Raw genomic sequence first — 15841 nt, forward strand, 5'->3', positions numbered from 1 at the left:
GGGACGCCCCCCGCCCCCACATCGAACCAGCGTCCGGCACAAAACCTTGCCCACTGCCATGCCCACCATCCCCCCCCCCACCCTGCCCCTTCCACCCTCGGTGCCGCCGGCCAACGCCTATCCACAGTTGGTTGGCGACATCGGCGGCACCAACGCGCGTTTTGCCCTGATCCGCGCTCCGGGCGGCACACCCGAGGCCATTGCCGCCTACCCTTGTGCGCGCTTCCCGGGCCTGGATGCGGCCATTGGACACTATCTCGACCAGACGGGCGCCCCCCGTCCGCGCTGGGGTGCGCTGGGCATTGCCAATCCGGTCGATGGTGATGCGGTACGCATGACCAACCATGCTTGGGCGTTTTCCATTGCCCAGTTGCGTGAAGCACTGGATTTCGATCACCTACGTGTGGTCAACGATTTCGCTGCGCTGGCAATGGCCCTGCCAGCATTACCCCCCAGCAACCTGCAGCAGATCGGCGGCGGAAAGCCTGAACCCGGCCGAGCCATCGGCCTGGTTGGTGCCGGCACCGGCCTGGGGGTGTCCGGACTGATACCTTGCGGGACAGACCACGCGGTGATCGAGGGCGAAGGTGGCCACGTCACGCTCGCGGCATCGAATGCCGAGGAGGCCGCGCTACTCGCCCTGCTGGCGCGCACTCATCCGCATGTTTCGGCCGAACGGGTAGTGTCCGGCCCGGGGCTGATCAGCTTGTATCAGGCGTTGGGCACGCTGCGTGGCGAGTACAGCGACGCCATCACGGCAACCGAAATCAGTCACCTGGGCCTGAACGGCACATCTGCGTTATGCCGGGCCGCGCTGGAGCATTTTTGCGCCTTTCTGGGCACGGTGGCCGCAGATCTGGCGCTAACGCTGGGGGCACGTGGCGGGATCTACATCGGCGGCGGAATCGTGCCGCAGCTGGGCGGATTCTTTGCACAGTCGCCATTTCGCGCGCGTTTCGAACGCAAGGGCCGGTTTTCAGCCTATCTGGCCGCGATTCCCACCTATGTGATCAACGCCCCCTACCCCGCTCTGACGGGCGCCGCGCGCATCCTGGCGCGCGACCTTGCCGCCGGACGCTGATCGGGCACGCGCGAGTCAGTCCTGACCGTTGAGGGCCTGTCGCGCAAGCGCGATCAGGCCTTGCGACGAGGCGTCGTGCTGACCCTCCGCCTCACCTGCAAGTTCGGCACCGATGCGGCTGGCAATCTGCTTGCCGAGTTCCACACCCCACTGGTCAAAGGCGTTGATGTCCCAGATCACGCTTTGCACGAACACCTTATGCTCGTACAGCGCGATCAGCGCACCAATGGAGCGCGGCGACAGATCCGGCAACAGCAGGGTGTTGCTCGGGCGGTTGCCGGGAAACACCCGGTGTGGCACCAGCGCCTCCAGCGCCTCGCCCGACAGGCCGCTCGCACCGAGTTCGGCACGCACCTCATCCGCGCACTTGCCCACCATCAGCGCCTTGCTCTGCGCAATGCAATTGGCCAGCAACAGACGGTGATGTCCCGGCAAACCATGACCGGCACGCAAGGGCACGATGAAATCGACGGGAATCAGGTCAGTGCCCTGGTGAAGCAACTGGAAGAAGGCATGCTGCCCATTGGTACCGGGCTCGCCCCAGATCACCGGGCAGGTCGGGGTGGTGACCGGCGCACCCGAGCACGTCACCGACTTGCCGTTGCTCTCCATTTCAAGTTGCTGCAGATAGGCCGGCAAGCGTGCCAGTGCCTGCGCGTAGGGCGCCACCGACAGGCTGCCCGCACCGCAGAAGCCGCGATACCACACCCCCAGCATGGCCAGGATGACCGGCATGTTGGCTTCGAGCGGTGCGTCGACGAAGTGGCGGTCCATGTCGTGCGCGCCCTGCAGCAAGGCCTCGAAGCCAGCAAAACCCACCTGCAGCGCAATCGGCAACCCCACTGCCGACCACAAGGAGTAACGCCCCCCTACCCAGTCCCAGAAGCCGAACATGTTCGCCAGATCGATCCCAAAATCGGCCACACGTTCGGCATTGGTCGACACCGCAACGAAATGCCGGGCAATGGCCGCTTCGCTGCCGCCATTGGCCAGAAACCAGCTGCGCGCACTGGCCGCATTGGTCATGGTTTCGATGGTGGTGAAGGTTTTCGAGGCAATCACGAACAAGGTACGTGCCGGATCGACCCTGCCCAGCACCCCCGCCAGGTGATCGCCATCGATATTGGAGACAAAGTGCATCGTCAGCCGCGGATGGGCGCATCCCTGCAGCGCCTGACACACCATTGCCGGCCCCAGGTCGGAGCCACCGATGCCGATGTTGACCACGTCGGTGATGGTCTCGCCGGCATACCCGCGCCACGCCCCTTCGCGCACCGCCTCGACAAAACTGCCCATACGGGCCAGCACCTCACGTACCGCCGGCATCACGTCCTGGCCGTCGACCTCCATCGCCTGCTCACCACGATTACGCAGCGCCACATGCAGCACCGCACGATTTTCGGTGGTGTTGATGCGCTGGCCGCCAAACATGGCCGCACGCGCCTGCTCCACCCCCCGCTCACGTGCAAGATTGCCCAGCAAGCCGAGGCCGCGGTCGTCGATGCGGTTTTTGGAGTAATCAAGAAACAGCCCCGCTGCACGTAGCGACAGGCGCTCGAACCGGTCCGGCTCGGTGGCGAACAGCTCACACATCCGGGTGTCGCCAAACGATAGGCGGTATTCAGTCAGCGCCTGCCAGGCAGCGGTGGTTTTCATCATGGATCAGCCCAAGCGTATCGATGCAAAAATATTCGAATGGGCTTAAGCATACCAGCAATGTGGCAGGCATTCGATGTCACCATGGCACGAGACGGTAAGCAAACCGCTCAACGCAGGTCCGCCGGACCGGCCTTGCCGGTGGGCGAACCCCGCGTATGTGGCTAAACCTGGGCGGCCTGATAGGGGTGATGCGCGATCCAGTGGCGGGCAATATCCACCCTGCGGCACACCCACACCCGGTCATGCTTCTCGATATGGTCGAGAAAACGTTGAAGTGCGCGGAAGCGGCCAGGACGTCCGAGCAGGCGGCAGTGCATGCCGATGCTCATCATTGCCGGGCGATCCTCACCCTCGGCATACATCACATCGAACGCATCGCGCAGATACTCGAAGAACTCGTCGCCGTGCGAGAAGCCCTGTGGCAGGGCAAAGCGCATGTCGTTGGTGTCCAGCGTGTACGGCACGATCAGGTGCGGCACGCGCTGGCCATCGGTCTTCTGCACCTCGGTCCAGAATGGCAGGTCGTCGCCGTAGTAGTCCGAGTCGTACAAAAAGCCCCCGTAGTCGGCGACCAGACGGCGGGTGTTGGGCGAGTCGCGGCCGGTGTACCAGCCCAGCGGGCGCTCGCCGGTCAGGCGCTCGATGATCTCCATGCCGATGCGCATGTGTTCGCGCTCGGTCGCTTCGTCCATGCCCTGGTAGTGAATCCAGCGCCAGCCGTGGCAGGCAATCTCGTGCCCCAGTTCGCGGAAGGCGGCGGTGACTTCGGGGTGGCGTTCGAGCGCCATCGAGATGCCGAAGATCGTCATCGGCAGGCCGCGACGTTCGAACTCGCGCAGGAAGCGCCACACGGCCACGCGCGAACCGTACTCGTAGACGCCTTCCATCGACAGATGGCGGTCCGGGAAGCTGGGCGGGTTGAACAACTCGGACAGGAACTGCTCGCTGCCGGCGTCGCCATGCAGTACGCAGTTCTCGCCCCCTTCTTCATAGTTGAGTACGAACTGCACCGCAATGCGGGCACGACCGGGCCAGTTGGCTTGCGGCGGATTGCGGCCGTAGCCGATCAGGTCACGCGGATAGATGGAAGACATGTTGATTGCGACAGTGAATTCGGTATTGCACCCGTGCCTGCGGCGAGTGCGCATGCGCCCCGCCGCTGGAGACCATTACTTATCGAGGAAGCGCCGGCAGGCACCCCAGTTCTTCATCAGCAGCCAGTAGGTGAGTCCGGCGGGGATCAAGCTGGCATACCACGATACCGCAGAGAAGCTGAGCGCAACTGCCGCACCCACCAGCGAGGCCACAATGCCCGCCCAATTGACGCCGCGATAGGGGCCGTTTTCGTCATAAAGCTTGCCAAGATCCAGGTTGCGACCGCGAATGAAGTAGTAATCCACCACCAGCACTGCGAAGATCGGACCAAGAAAGGCCGAGTAGGTCTGCACGAAGATCTGCAGGCCGGCGGCGGATTCGTCCTTGATCAGTTCCCACGGGAAGGTGCCGAACGCCAGCAGGCCAACGATGATCGCCGCACTGCGAAAAGACAGCTTGAACACATCCATCAGCACGTAGGTTGGGGGCACCACGTTGTTGAGCACATTGGTGGTGACCTGGGCAAAGGTGATGAAGAGCAAGGTGGCAATCAGCAACGGCTTGTTATCCACTGCACTGGAGAACACCTGCACCGGATCGGCGATGCCGGTCGCACCCGACACCATCAGCCCGATCAGACCCATGAACAGCGTGCAAGGCAGGATGGACATCGCGTAGATCGTGGTCAGCGGACCACGCTTGACGCCGCGCTCCAGTTCGCGCGAGTAGTCGCTGACATTGAGCATCATGGTGCTGTAGATGCCGAGGAAGAGCATGGTCGCCCCCCAGAACGGCATGCCCCAGGTACCCTCGATATTGACCAGGCGCTCGCTGATCACATCGCCGTATTTGTCGATGACGCTGAAGAACATATAGGTCAGCGACACCAGGATGAAACCGCTGCCGATGTTCTCCAGCCATTTGATACCCTGGAACCCCAGCACGGACAGGCCGATCTGCAGCAACTGAAACACGATGAACCAGAACACCAGGTTGTCGAATCCGAACAGCGACACCGACACCATGTTCAGCGCCCCAGCCCCCACCCAGCTCTGGAAGCCATACCAGACAATGGCCGGCACCGCCCGCACCAAGCCGGGAAACTTGGTGCCCGCAAAGCCGAAGGCCCCGCGTGCCTGCACCACGAAGGGGATGCCGTACTTGTAGCCGGCCGCACCGTTCAAGGTCAGCGCAACGCCGATCACGAAGCAGCCGATGGCAATCGCCACCGTGGCCTGCAGCAGGTTCAGCGTACCGACAATGCTCGACCCCATTGCAAAGGTGCCGATCGACACGCATCCGCCAAACCAGGCCAGCAGATATGACCACCTGCCCATGATCCGCGTCTGCTGCGGGGTCAGGGACTCCTCACCGATCGCCTTGGAATGGCCATCGGCACCTGCGACACTCGATGCGTTAAGGCCGGCAGGCGCCAGCGTTGCTGTCTTGCTTGTCATTTTATGTACTCCTCCAGATATGCTGGACAGGCGACTCAACGGCCGCTCATGTAGATTGCCGGGTACAGCGAATCCCGGCGCGCCAAGGGTGAATGGGATTGGGGGTAAAACGCTTGGGCTTGGACTCAGGGTTGAAGAAAATCAGTTGCCGAGATACGCAAAGCGTCCGGTAAAAGGCTTGGGTCGCGGGAAAGCCAGATCGCCGTGCTTGCTGGTGCCCAGGCGCAGGCTGACCAGCGATTCAGCCAGCTTGACCGCCGCGGTCACTCCTTCGATGATGGGCAGGCCCACCGCCTCACGGATCTCGTCGGTCAGATCGGCCATACCGCCGCAACCCAGCACGATCGAACCCACGCCGTCCTCGTCTCGGGCACGACGGCACTCATCGACAATGCGGCCCAGCGCGCAGGCACCGTCGTCTTCAAGATCCAGCACCGGAATCTCGGCCGCGCGAACCTTGCGGCAATGATGGGCAAAGCCGTAGCTCTGCAGCAGGTGTTCGGCAATGATGCAGGTCCGTCCCAGCGTGGTCACCACCGAAAAGCGGGTACTGATCAGGGTGGCAAGATGAAACGCTGCCTCGGCAATACCGATGACCGGTGCCGCGGTCAGTTCGCGCGCAGCGAGCAGGCCCGGATCGCCAAAGCAGGCAATCACATAGGCATCGACGCCTTCCTGCTCACCCCGGCGGATTTCCTCCAGCACGCCGACAGCGCTGATCGCCTCGTCGAAATGGCTCTCGATCGACACCGGCCCTGCATCGGGATTGGTCGCCGACACCACCGTGCCGGCCGCGGCCACCTTGAGCCCGGCCGCACCGATCTTTTCGGTCATCGACGCCGTGGTATTGGGGTTGATCAGACGAATATGCATGCATCTCTCCGGATAGCCGCAACATCACTGGCCGCGGCGGGTGGGTTGTTGGGCCTAGCGGTCGCTGCGGTGACGACGCGCAACCTCATCGAGAATCTTGCGCAGATCGGGCGCCGAAGGTGTTTCCTCGACCAGCACCACGCTGCGCTCGACATCCTTCAGATGGCGCTCCATCCACGCGCGCGCACCCTCGACATCGCCACTGGCGATCAGGTCAATCACATCGTGATGTTCGGAATGACGGCAACTGCCAGCCATCGGCGCCCCGTAGGTCGCAATCACCAGTGAAGAGCGCGATACCAGACCAGTGAGCAACTCGGCTATCGTTTCGTTGTCGGCAATGCGCGCCAGTTCGACATGAAACTCGCCGGACAGAAAGATGGCTTCACGCCGATCTCTGCGGGCCTCGGCCTCGTGCTCGCGCCGCACGATGTCGCGTAGTGCATCGAGCCGCGCCGGCGTGGCCTTGGCCACCACCTGGGGGATCACGCCACACTCGACGATGCGCCGCGCCGCAAAGATGTCGCGCGCCTCCTTCACCGTGGGCTGGGCCACCGTGGCACCGCGGTTTAGGCGGATATCCACCAGACGCTCATAGGCCAGGCGCTGCAGAACCTTGCGGATGCTCGTGCGGCTGACGGCAAAGGCCTCGGCCAGCGTGTCTTCGGGCAGTTTGGTACCCGGCTCGAGGTGGTTCTCGACAATCGCCAGGTACAGATTGCGGTAGATCGCCTCATCCCGGCCGGAACCCGACATCCCCTCTTCGGCCTGCATCGGCCCCAGATCGATCGACGAACGCTTTCGAGTCATTTCCTCCCCCCAATCGGTCGGCGTGCTCCGCACACCTCGGCAATCCGCTTTTTCGCAATATTAAACATATTTTTGTACACAATATGAAAATATTTTGTACTTGATAAGACCCTATCCATGCACCAAAAAGACATCAAGCGCACCGCTTAAGTGCATTCCATTCCCACCTTGAAGTAACCCTAACCTTCAAGCCGGCTTGGCATGAGGGGGCTCACATGACCCCCCCGACAACCCCCTCTTTCTTTGTATACGATATTTAAGGATATCGATTACACTTTTGAAACCAACACACGCTCTCCAGGAGATCCCATGGCCAGTCACACCCCCGGCGCCCCCGTCTTTGCCCCCCCTGCAGACCTGCCCGAATGGGCACTGCGTTCAGTCGATCTGGCCAATCCACGCCTGGGCGCCCGGGCACTGGCCGCATCCGACGACTTCTTTGCAGAAGTCGGGCGCATGCTCAACCCCGAACCCGCCCAGTTCGTGCCAGGGAAGTTCGACACCAATGGAAAATGGATGGATGGCTGGGAGTCGCGCCGCAAACGGGTCGCGGGTCATGACTGGGCACTGGTCAAGCTGGGCGCCCGCGGTCAGATCCGCGGCTTCGACATCGACACCTCGCACTTCACCGGCAACTATCCACCGGCCGTCTCGATCGAAGCCTGCGTATCGGACACCGACGACGTCGGCGCCCTGCTGGCCGCCAGCTGGACTGAAATCCTGCCCGCCACCCCAATGGGCCCCAACAGCCATCACCTGGTAACGTGCGCCAGCACCAACGCCTGGACGCATCTGCGCGTCAACATGTTTCCGGATGGAGGCATCGCCCGCCTGCGCGTCTATGGCCGCCCAGTTGGCAACGCAGCCACCCGCTCCAGCACCGACCAACTGATCGACCTGATCGCCATGGAAAACGGCGGCCGCGCCGTATCGTGGAACGACGCCAGCTTTGGATCATCGGTCTCCGCCCTGCTGTTGCCCGGTCGCGGCATGAACATGGGCGACGGCTGGGAAACCCGCCGCCGCCGTGAACCTGGCAACGACTGGTGCGTGATTGAGCTTGGCGTGCCCGGCACGGTTGAAAAGATCGAAGTGGACACCGCCTACTTCAAGGGCAACTTCCCCGACCGCTGCTCGGTACAGGCGGCATTCGTCAACGGCGGCACCGACCGATCCATCACCACCGAGTCGATGTTCTGGCAAACCCTCCTGCCCGAACAGAACCTGCAGATGGACGCCATCCACACCTTCACCGACCAACTGGCCCAACTCGGCCCCATCACCCACGTCCGCTTCAACATCTTCCCGGACGGCGGCGTGTCGCGCCTGCGTCTGTGGGGCAAGGCCAGAGCCTGATAAAACAACCCGCGGTTCCCACCCCGTCCCGGTGGGAACCCACGCTGCCCTCCACGACACCTCTCATGACCACGCACACTGCCGTACCGCTGAAGATCCAGGCCCTCACCCGCGAGGCCTTTGCCCCCTACGGCGACGTCATCGAGGCCAGCGACAGCGCCCACCACTTCACCATCAACGGTGGCAACACCGAGCGCTTCCACGACCTCGCCTATATCGACCCCGGCGCCGACGGCCGCGCCATCGTGTCGATCTTCCGCGGCCAGCCACGTACCCTGCCGTTTTCAGTGCAGATGATGGAGCGCCACCCCAAAGGCTCTCAGGCCTTCATCCCCATGTCGGGGCACCCCTACCTGGTCGTCGTCGCCCCCGCCGGCAAGCCTCCCACAGTCAAGGACATCAAAGTCTTCCTTGCTCAGCCCGGCCAAGGCGTCAACTACGCCACCGGCACCTGGCACCATCCGCTGCTGGCGCTGGAGGCAATCAGCGACTTCGTCGTCATCGACCGCAGCGGACCGGGGGCGAACTGCGATGAGGTGGAGCTGGCGGTATCGGGGGTGATTGCCTGGGAGGGTGGGATTGGGGGAGGCCGGGACGTTTGAAACGGCAGGAAGACCGTCACTTCGGTGACTCCATGCCTCATTCGATCACCTGCTTGACCGCTTCGGTTCTGAACTCTTTGGGCATGTCAGACGCACCATCACAGACTCAAGGCCTGTAACCCGCCCTGTGTGCTTTCGATGCCGCTGGACGAACGAAAAGGCAGCACATCGAGCAACTGGCGGGCAAGCCCGGTCATCACCTGATGTCACGGCTTTCCTCCCAGGATGTCAGGCACGGGGCTCACTTTGCTGTACAGGCACATCCTCACTAACGACCTACCCTCGCCCGTAGGCGCCGGCAGGTCGCTCGTGAGGTTTCAGAGCGACGCAGTCACGGCCGTATCCGCCGTGATGCTCACGTCACCACTGCCCGCACCAACATCGAAAACAGATCCTGCGAGTAGTGATGCTTCTTCTCTTTGGGTGGGAAGTTCGCGTCGTAGGCCTCCACCTCGGCGGCGTCAAATTCATACACCTTGCTGGTCTGGAAGGTCCAGCACGGGCACATGGCGAAAAAGCCCGGGCGCAAGGCCAGCACCAGCAAGCCGAGGGGATAGCTGCCGTTCATGGCGCTGACGCCCACGTCCCTACCCGTCTTGAAGCCGTGTTTGCAGTAGTTGTGCGGGTCTCCCATGATGAGGATGGCCGGGTACCCCTTTTGTGTCGCCAGCGCCCGGGTGTGATTGATCAACGCAGTACCGATGCCCCGTCGCTGCCAGGCCGGGTGAACGCACAACGGCCCGAAGGTGGCGGTCTCGACCCGGTCGCCGTGCTCGCTGATCACCCATGAGCGGGCGTACATGATGCTGCCGACAATCTGCCCGTCCACCTCGGCCACGAAGGTCAGGTCTGGCAGAAAGTCTTCATGGTTGCGGATCAGGTGCGTGGTGTAGTGCTCGTCGCAGCCCGGCCGGTACAGGTTCCAGAAGGCGTCGCGGGTGAGCACTTCGACGGTTCGGTAGTCACCTTGGGTTTCAGGCCGGACCTTGACCTTCAAGCCGTCGATCCCCTGATAAAAGGTGGCATTGCGGTCTGCCATGGTTTCGCTTGTGTTGTTCATGTGTCTGTCCAAAAGCGTGAGGACGGACGGCCAGCGGGTGGTGGCGTCCGTCGCGTGGGTTTATTGGTTGTCGAGTTGCGGACGAACCGCGCGAAGGCCGGTGGCGCTGATCTGGTAAGGCTGGCCGTTTACTGAGCGGATAAGGCGCTTGCCACGCAGTTTCCGGAACACGGCAAACGTGCAGTCCGACAGTACGAAGCCTTCGCGGGTGTAACAATCGACGGAGGAGATGCGGCCCTTGTCATCGCGCTGGTGCACGATGCGACCGCCTTTTGCGAGGACGTGCAAGGTCCTCTGCTCTGGCCTTGAAAGGTTCATGTTGGAGCGTCTGAAAGCAATCAAATGCAAGACAGCGACCGCCCTGCAAGGGGGCCGCAACGCTTTTTGCATGGCGATAACAAACAGTCCGGAACGTCAGGACTGCGTTATCGGATTGCTACACTCTCCAACATACTGAGCCTTTGAAATGGGGTTTCAGTCAGGGGGTTTCAGTCAGCGTAAGCGGCTTCATCACGCAGACGAGATGCATAGTATAGCGCTGCGCGGCGAGCCTTGGGCAAGATGGCTTGTGTGCGCGCAGATGTTCGACATGGGACATGACGATGTCGCTGCCCACACACCGGCAAGCGATTCATGAATGGAGCATCAGGATGAAACGACTTGAAGGCAAGACGGCACTGGTGACGGGTGCTGCGCGTGGTATCGGGGCGGCGATCGCTGCCGCATTTGTCGACAACGGCGCCTTTGTCTATCTGACCGATATCGACGATACAACAGGGCAAGTGACGGCAGGGGCTTTGGGTGGACGGGCGCCTTACATCCACCTTGATGTGCGCGAGGAGGCGGATTGGCAAGCTGCCATGGCGCGCGTGCTGGATGAACGAGGTGGCCTGAATGTGCTCGTCAACAATGCGGGAATCACCGGTTTCGAGCATGGCCAGCTTGTGCATGACCCGGAACATGTCTCGCTGGATGACTGGCATGCGGTGCATCGGACGAATCTGGACGGTGTCTTTCTTGGCTGCAAGCATGCTATCCAGGCGATGCGCAAGGCCGGATGCGTCGGTTCAATCATCAATATGTCGTCACGCTCTGGCCTCGTCGGTATTCCGGGCGCAGCGGCCTATGCCTCATCGAAGGCCGCAGTGCGCAACCATACCAAGACTGTTGCACTGTATTGCGCGGAGCAGCACTTGCCGATTCGCTGCAACTCGATTCATCCCGCCGCCATCCTGACCCCGATGTGGGAACCCCTGCTGGGCGACGGGCCTGAACGCGAACTGAGGATGCGCGAATTCGTGCAGGATTGCCCTTTGCGCCGTTTCGGCCGCCCGGAGGAAGTCGCCGCGCTTGCCGTGCTGCTGGCCTCGGACGAAACTGGCTACATGACCGGCGCGGAACTGAACATCGACGGAGGCATTCTGGCGGGCAGCGCAGCGACACCCGCATCGTCAACATCATGACCCTGGCCCCGATAGCAGCCCGGAAACATGGATGCCCGCTCAGCCGGCCTCTCCACCCACATAGTGCCGCGCATAACGCTGCCCCAGACTGGTGAGGATTTCATATGCAATCGTGCCGGCATGCGCGGCCACCGCATCAACACCATGAGTGGGGTCTGCCAGGTCGAGCAGGTCGCCCTCGCGGATGCGTCCTTCGGGCAGCGCGGTGATGTCGATGATGAGCGTATCCATCGATACATTGCCGATGACCGGCAGGCTGACGCCGTCTACACGCGCGGCACCGCGGTTGCTCAGGCTGCGCAGATAGCCGTCGGCATAGCCCACCGCGACAGTCGCAATGCGTGAGGGACGCGAGGCGGTCCAGGTGTGCGAATAGCCAACCGGTGTTCCTGCCGCAATGCTGCGGGTCTGCAGGACCTTGGCCTGCAGATGGATGACCTGCCGCATGGGGTTGGTCTGACCGGCAACCGGTGCAACGCCGTAGAGCGCGGCCCCCGGGCGGACCAGGTCGAAGTGATAGTCAGCGCCCAGAAAGATGCCGGACGAATTGGCCAGGCTGGCACGGACACCCGGCAGATGCGTCAACATGGCGCGGAAGCGATCAAGCTGCAAGCGGTTGAACGGGCTATGCAGGGCTTCGGCACTGACCAGATGGCTCATCACGAAGTGCAGGTCAAGCCCGATGAGTCCGGCCGGCACCCATCGCGCGAAATCTTCGGCATCCAGCCCCAGCCGCGCCATGCCGGTATCCACCTGCAGCACGGCAGGCAGTGGCTGGTTACCGGCAAGCGCCAGCGCCTGCCAGGCCTCGATCTGCGGCACACTGTTGAGTACCGGCACCAGCCGGTGGTGAAGGCACTCGGCCTCGGCCCCGGGATGAATGCCATGCAGGATGTAGAGGGTGGCATCGACCGGCAGTACCGGACGCAGCGCAATGCCTTCGTTGAGATGTGCGACAAAGAAATGGCGGCAGCCCGCGCGATACAACGCAGGGGCAACCTGAGCCGCCCCCAGGCCATAGGCATCGGCCTTGACCACGGCCGCACACTGCCCGCGGGACAGTCTGGCGCGCAGGCTGCGCCAGTTGTCGCACAAGGCATCAAGATCAATGGTGAGCCGGGCACCGAAAGTCGAAAACGTATTCTGATCCATCACTGATTCTCTATGGTGATCCATGCCGGCGCGGGTCCCCGCGCCGGCGTCCTTCAACCCCTGCTGCGCTTGTGCTCGTGCTGATCCCAGTACGCCTGGGTCAGACGGACGACGACTGGCGACAGCAGGATGAGCGAAATCAGGTTGGGCAGGGCCATGAAGGCATTGAGCGTGTCGGCCACCAGCCAGACGAAGTCAAGGTGAGTCACCGCACCGACCAGTACGAACACCGTCCACACTGCACGATAGGGGACTTCCACCGACGTCCCCAGCAGATAGGCCCAGCACTTTTCGCCGTAGTACGCCCAGCCCAATATGGTGGTGAAGGCGAACACGGTGATCGCGACTGCCAGAAACTGCCCGCCAAAGCCCTGAAAGGCCGCATCGAAGCCGGCAGCGCTGAGCGCCGCCCCCTTCAGGCCGTTGTTCCAGACGCCGGTGACGATCAGCACCAGGCCCGTCATGGTGCACACGACGATGGTGTCGATGAAGGTGCCCATCATTCCGACCAGGCCGGACTCAACCGGATTCCTGGACTGACCGGCCGCCTGGGCGATACCTGCAGTACCCAGGCCCGCCTCGTTGGAGAAGATGCCACGGGCCACACCGTAGCGGATCGCCATCATCACCGCCGCGCCGGCGAAGCCCCCTGTGGCTGCGACCGGGCTGAATGCACTTTCGATGATCAGTGCAAAGGCAGCGGGAACCTGGTCGGCGTAAATACCGAGCACGATCAGCGAGGCCACGATGTAGCCGACGCACATGAAAGGCACCAGTTTTTCTGCCACCGCGCCAATGCGCTTGACACCCCCCAGCAGCACGAAGCCGGTGCACACCGCCATGACCACTCCGGACACCCAGGGATTGACGCCAAAGGCGGCATCCAGCGCCCCGGCAATGCTGTTGGACTGCACCATGTTGCCAATGCCAAAGCCGGCCAGACCGCCGAAAATGGCAAAGGCAGCGCCCAGCCAGCGCCAGTTGCGACCCAGACCATTCTTGATCGCATACATCGGCCCACCAACCTGTTCGCCGCGGTCATCGGTCTCGCGGAAATGCACCGCCAGCAGCACCTCGGCGTACTTGGTGGCCATGCCGACCAGCGCGGTCATCCACATCCAGAACATGGCCCCCGGACCACCAATGGCGATGGCGGTTGCCACGCCGGCAATATTGCCGGTGCCTACGGTAGCGGCCAGCGCCGTCATCAGTGCGGCATAGGGCGTGATCTCGCCCGGTGCGTCCGGTGCCGCCTTGCGGCCACGCCAGACCATGACAAAACCGGCCACGATCCGGGTGATCGGCATGAGCCTCAGGCGCAACTGCAGGAACAGGCCGGTTCCCAGAATGGCCACCAGCATTGGCGGCCCCCACACAATGTCGTTGATCGCGGTGATGATCTGCGTCAGTGCTTCCATGATCCCGTCTCCCCGATGGATGCTCAGGCCGCGCGACGAGCGACGAATTCGATCTCGACCAGCACATCACGCGGCAGACGCGCGACTTGCACCGTGGAACGTGCCGGCGTGTGGCTGCCGAAGCGACGTGCATACACCGCATTCAGGCGGGCGAAGTCGTTCAGATCCTGCACGAACACCGTGCTCTTGACGACCTGATCCAGCGAGGCGCCCGCCGCCGAGAGCACGGCAGCCAGATTGTCGAACACCTGTTCGGTCTGGGTCTCGATGTCGGTACCAGCCAGCATCCCTTCGGCAGTCAGCGGAATCTGACCAGAGGTGAACACCCAGCCATCGGTCACGATGGCCTGGGCATAGGGTCCGATGGCTGCGGGGGCGTTGGGGGTGCTGATGACGTGCATGGGGGTGTCTCCTTGGTGATGGATGGGTGTTTCTTTAGGGGATGTATGTCGAAGCCGGGGTCAGCCGTAGCGGGCAACACTGAGGTCGTCGATGCGGATCTCCGGCGTCTTTCCGGACAGCATGTCGGCCACAACTCGTCCGGTGCCGGCGGCCATCGTCCAACCCAGGGTGCCGTGGCCGGTGCTCAGGGTCAGATTGGCATAGCGGGTGCCGCCGATGATGGGTGTGCCATCCGGTGTCATCGGTCGCAGGCCGGTCCAGAACTCGGCCCGGGCAAGGTCGCCCCCCTGCGGAAAGAGGTCGCCGACCACAAACTCCAGCGTCTTGCGCCGATTCTCGTCCAGATTCAGGTCAAAGCCCGACAGCTGCGCGGTACCGCCGACCCGGATACGGTCACCGAGGCGGGTAACGGCCACCTTGTGGGTCTCGTCCATGATGGTGGACTCAGGCGCCATCGCCGGATCGGTGATCGGCACGGTGATCGAATAGCCCTTGACCGGGTACACCGGCACATCAATTCCCAGCGGCTTGAGCAACTGCGTGGAGTAGCTGCCCAGCGCAAGCACATAGTGATCGGCGGTCAGAGTGCCGGCCTGGGTGCGGACCCCCGTGATACGTCCGCCCTGCTGCTCGATGCCGCTGATGGCGGTGCCGAAGCGGAACTCGACCCCCAGCGCCTCGGCCATGCGCGCCAGGTTCTGGGTGAACTTGAAGCAGTCGCCGGTCTCGTCGCCAGGCAGGCGCAGGCCGCCGACAAACTTGTCTTTCACCGCGGCCAGCGCAGGTTCGTATTCCAGGTAGCCGGCCCGATCGAGCACCTGGAAGGGCACGCCGGACGACTTGAGGATCTCGACATCCTTGCCGACGCCGTCGAGCTGTTGCTGGGTACGGAACAGCTGCAAGGTGCCCTGGCTGCGCTCGTCGTAGTCAATGCCGGTTTCGGCCCGCAGCTGCTTCAGGCAGTCGCGGCTGTACTCGGCCAAGCGGACCATGCGGCTCTTGTTGATCTGATAGGCGGATTCGGTGCAGTTGCGCAGCATCGCCAGCCCCCAGCGCCACATGGCCGGATCCAGCATGGGCTTGATCACCAGCGGGCTGTGATGCATCAGCATCCACTTGATCGCCTTGAGCGGCACACCGGGCCCTGCCCAGGGTGCAGAATACCCGGGCGACACCTCGCCGGCATTGGCGAAGCTGGTTTCCAGCGCCGGGCCGGGTTGACGATCGACGACCGTGACCTGGTGCCCTGCCCTGGCAAGGTAGTAGGCGATGGTGGTGCCAATGACGCCACTGCCGAGAACGAGGACATGCATGTGAAATCTCCTGGATGACGCGGATGGATGCGGTACTGGAGAGCGTCATAGCGATTCCCATGCCAGGCCTTATAATCATTTAAAAACAGATGCTTACATT

The 15841-nt window shown here is 62.7% G+C and carries 15 protein-coding genes; 4 read left to right on the forward strand and 11 right to left on the reverse strand.

The window, feature by feature from the left end; all coding sequences use genetic code 11:
- Positions 1–58: 58 nt before the first annotated feature.
- On the forward strand, positions 59–1081 hold the full coding sequence (locus tag DNK49_RS10155) for a glucokinase (RefSeq protein WP_110524249.1): 1023 nt from the start codon (positions 59–61) through the stop codon (positions 1079–1081).
- 15 nt (positions 1082–1096) lie between these two features.
- Here the strand turns inward: DNK49_RS10155 and pgi are convergent, their stop codons facing one another.
- From pgi to DNK49_RS10180, 5 genes are all read right to left on the reverse strand, one after another.
- Positions 1097–2740 carry a glucose-6-phosphate isomerase gene (gene pgi / locus DNK49_RS10160; protein ID WP_207806946.1) on the reverse strand — a complete coding sequence of 548 codons (1644 nt, stop codon included), beginning with the start codon at positions 2738–2740 and terminating at the stop codon, positions 1097–1099.
- A gap of 161 nt (positions 2741–2901) precedes the next feature.
- A complete protein-coding gene (gene puuE / locus DNK49_RS10165; protein ID WP_110524251.1) occupies positions 2902–3834 on the reverse strand; it encodes an allantoinase PuuE in 933 nt (310 codons plus the stop codon).
- A 75-nt stretch (positions 3835–3909) separates the two neighbouring features.
- A complete protein-coding gene (locus DNK49_RS10170; RefSeq protein ID WP_243632305.1) occupies positions 3910–5292 on the reverse strand; it encodes an NCS1 family transporter in 1383 nt (460 codons plus the stop codon).
- A 141-nt stretch (positions 5293–5433) separates the two neighbouring features.
- Entirely contained in the window at positions 5434–6165 is a 732-nt protein-coding gene (locus tag DNK49_RS10175; RefSeq protein ID WP_110524252.1) for an aspartate/glutamate racemase family protein, read from the reverse strand.
- A 54-nt stretch (positions 6166–6219) separates the two neighbouring features.
- Positions 6220–6975, reverse strand: a complete 756-nt coding sequence (locus DNK49_RS10180) for a GntR family transcriptional regulator (RefSeq protein ID WP_110524253.1) — start codon at positions 6973–6975, stop codon at positions 6220–6222.
- A gap of 309 nt (positions 6976–7284) precedes the next feature.
- Here DNK49_RS10180 and alc point away from each other — a divergent pair, with 309 nt between their 5' ends.
- Both alc and DNK49_RS10190 read left to right on the forward strand, forming a co-directional pair.
- The gene (gene alc, locus DNK49_RS10185; protein ID WP_110524254.1) at positions 7285–8331 is read left to right on the forward strand and encodes an allantoicase; all 1047 of its coding nucleotides are present in this window, start codon (positions 7285–7287) and stop codon (positions 8329–8331) included.
- 65 nt (positions 8332–8396) lie between these two features.
- Positions 8397–8933 (forward strand): ureidoglycolate lyase, encoded by a 537-nt coding sequence (locus DNK49_RS10190; protein WP_110524255.1) that lies wholly within the window; start codon positions 8397–8399, stop codon positions 8931–8933.
- 355 nt (positions 8934–9288) lie between these two features.
- Here DNK49_RS10190 and DNK49_RS10195 read toward each other — a convergent pair whose 3' ends face one another.
- Positions 9289–9993 (reverse strand): GNAT family N-acetyltransferase, encoded by a 705-nt coding sequence (locus tag DNK49_RS10195; RefSeq protein WP_207806947.1) that lies wholly within the window; start codon positions 9991–9993, stop codon positions 9289–9291.
- Between the two features lie 60 nt (positions 9994–10053).
- Positions 10054–10311: a YjhX family toxin gene (locus tag DNK49_RS10200; protein ID WP_110524256.1), complete on the reverse strand. Its 258-nt coding sequence runs from the start codon at positions 10309–10311 to the stop codon at positions 10054–10056.
- Between the two features lie 332 nt (positions 10312–10643).
- On the opposite strand from DNK49_RS10200, the gene DNK49_RS10205 reads away from it, so the two are divergent.
- Entirely contained in the window at positions 10644–11456 is an 813-nt protein-coding gene (locus tag DNK49_RS10205; protein WP_110524257.1) for an SDR family oxidoreductase, read from the forward strand.
- A gap of 39 nt (positions 11457–11495) precedes the next feature.
- Here the strand turns inward: DNK49_RS10205 and alr are convergent, their stop codons facing one another.
- From alr to DNK49_RS10225, 4 genes are read right to left on the reverse strand one after another with little or no spacing between them, the layout of a single operon-like run.
- Positions 11496–12608: an alanine racemase gene (alr, locus tag DNK49_RS10210; RefSeq protein WP_110524258.1), complete on the reverse strand. Its 1113-nt coding sequence runs from the start codon at positions 12606–12608 to the stop codon at positions 11496–11498.
- 53 nt (positions 12609–12661) lie between these two features.
- Positions 12662–14026 (reverse strand): alanine/glycine:cation symporter family protein, encoded by a 1365-nt coding sequence (locus DNK49_RS10215; protein ID WP_110524259.1) that lies wholly within the window; start codon positions 14024–14026, stop codon positions 12662–12664.
- A gap of 23 nt (positions 14027–14049) precedes the next feature.
- A complete protein-coding gene (locus DNK49_RS10220) occupies positions 14050–14427 on the reverse strand; it encodes a RidA family protein (protein ID WP_110524260.1) in 378 nt (125 codons plus the stop codon).
- A gap of 60 nt (positions 14428–14487) precedes the next feature.
- Positions 14488–15741, reverse strand: coding sequence for a D-amino acid dehydrogenase (locus DNK49_RS10225; RefSeq protein ID WP_110524261.1), 1254 nt, complete (start codon positions 15739–15741; stop codon positions 14488–14490).
- Between the last annotated feature and the right edge of the window lie 100 nt (positions 15742–15841).

The sequence above is a fragment of the Parazoarcus communis SWub3 = DSM 12120 genome, assembly GCF_003226565.1.
Lineage (GTDB): Bacteria > Pseudomonadota > Gammaproteobacteria > Burkholderiales > Rhodocyclaceae > Parazoarcus > Parazoarcus communis.

What these genes read in the sequence shown, in the direction of transcription:
- DNK49_RS10155 (WP_110524249.1), top strand. Translation starts at nt 59, where the DNA reads ATGCCCACCATCCCCCCCCCCACCCTGCCCCTTCCACCCTCGGTGCCG.
- pgi (WP_207806946.1), bottom strand. Translation starts at nt 2,740, where the DNA reads ATGATGAAAACCACCGCTGCCTGGCAGGCGCTGACTGAATACCGCCTA.
- puuE (WP_110524251.1), bottom strand. Translation starts at nt 3,834, where the DNA reads ATGTCTTCCATCTATCCGCGTGACCTGATCGGCTACGGCCGCAATCCG.
- DNK49_RS10170 (WP_243632305.1), bottom strand. Translation starts at nt 5,292, where the DNA reads ATGACAAGCAAGACAGCAACGCTGGCGCCTGCCGGCCTTAACGCATCG.
- DNK49_RS10175 (WP_110524252.1), bottom strand. Translation starts at nt 6,165, where the DNA reads ATGCATATTCGTCTGATCAACCCCAATACCACGGCGTCGATGACCGAA.
- DNK49_RS10180 (WP_110524253.1), bottom strand. Translation starts at nt 6,975, where the DNA reads ATGACTCGAAAGCGTTCGTCGATCGATCTGGGGCCGATGCAGGCCGAA.
- alc (WP_110524254.1), top strand. Translation starts at nt 7,285, where the DNA reads ATGGCCAGTCACACCCCCGGCGCCCCCGTCTTTGCCCCCCCTGCAGAC.
- DNK49_RS10190 (WP_110524255.1), top strand. Translation starts at nt 8,397, where the DNA reads ATGACCACGCACACTGCCGTACCGCTGAAGATCCAGGCCCTCACCCGC.
- DNK49_RS10195 (WP_207806947.1), bottom strand. Translation starts at nt 9,993, where the DNA reads ATGAACAACACAAGCGAAACCATGGCAGACCGCAATGCCACCTTTTAT.
- DNK49_RS10200 (WP_110524256.1), bottom strand. Translation starts at nt 10,311, where the DNA reads ATGAACCTTTCAAGGCCAGAGCAGAGGACCTTGCACGTCCTCGCAAAA.
- DNK49_RS10205 (WP_110524257.1), top strand. Translation starts at nt 10,644, where the DNA reads ATGAAACGACTTGAAGGCAAGACGGCACTGGTGACGGGTGCTGCGCGT.
- alr (WP_110524258.1), bottom strand. Translation starts at nt 12,608, where the DNA reads ATGGATCAGAATACGTTTTCGACTTTCGGTGCCCGGCTCACCATTGAT.
- DNK49_RS10215 (WP_110524259.1), bottom strand. Translation starts at nt 14,026, where the DNA reads ATGGAAGCACTGACGCAGATCATCACCGCGATCAACGACATTGTGTGG.
- DNK49_RS10220 (WP_110524260.1), bottom strand. Translation starts at nt 14,427, where the DNA reads ATGCACGTCATCAGCACCCCCAACGCCCCCGCAGCCATCGGACCCTAT.
- DNK49_RS10225 (WP_110524261.1), bottom strand. Translation starts at nt 15,741, where the DNA reads ATGCATGTCCTCGTTCTCGGCAGTGGCGTCATTGGCACCACCATCGCC.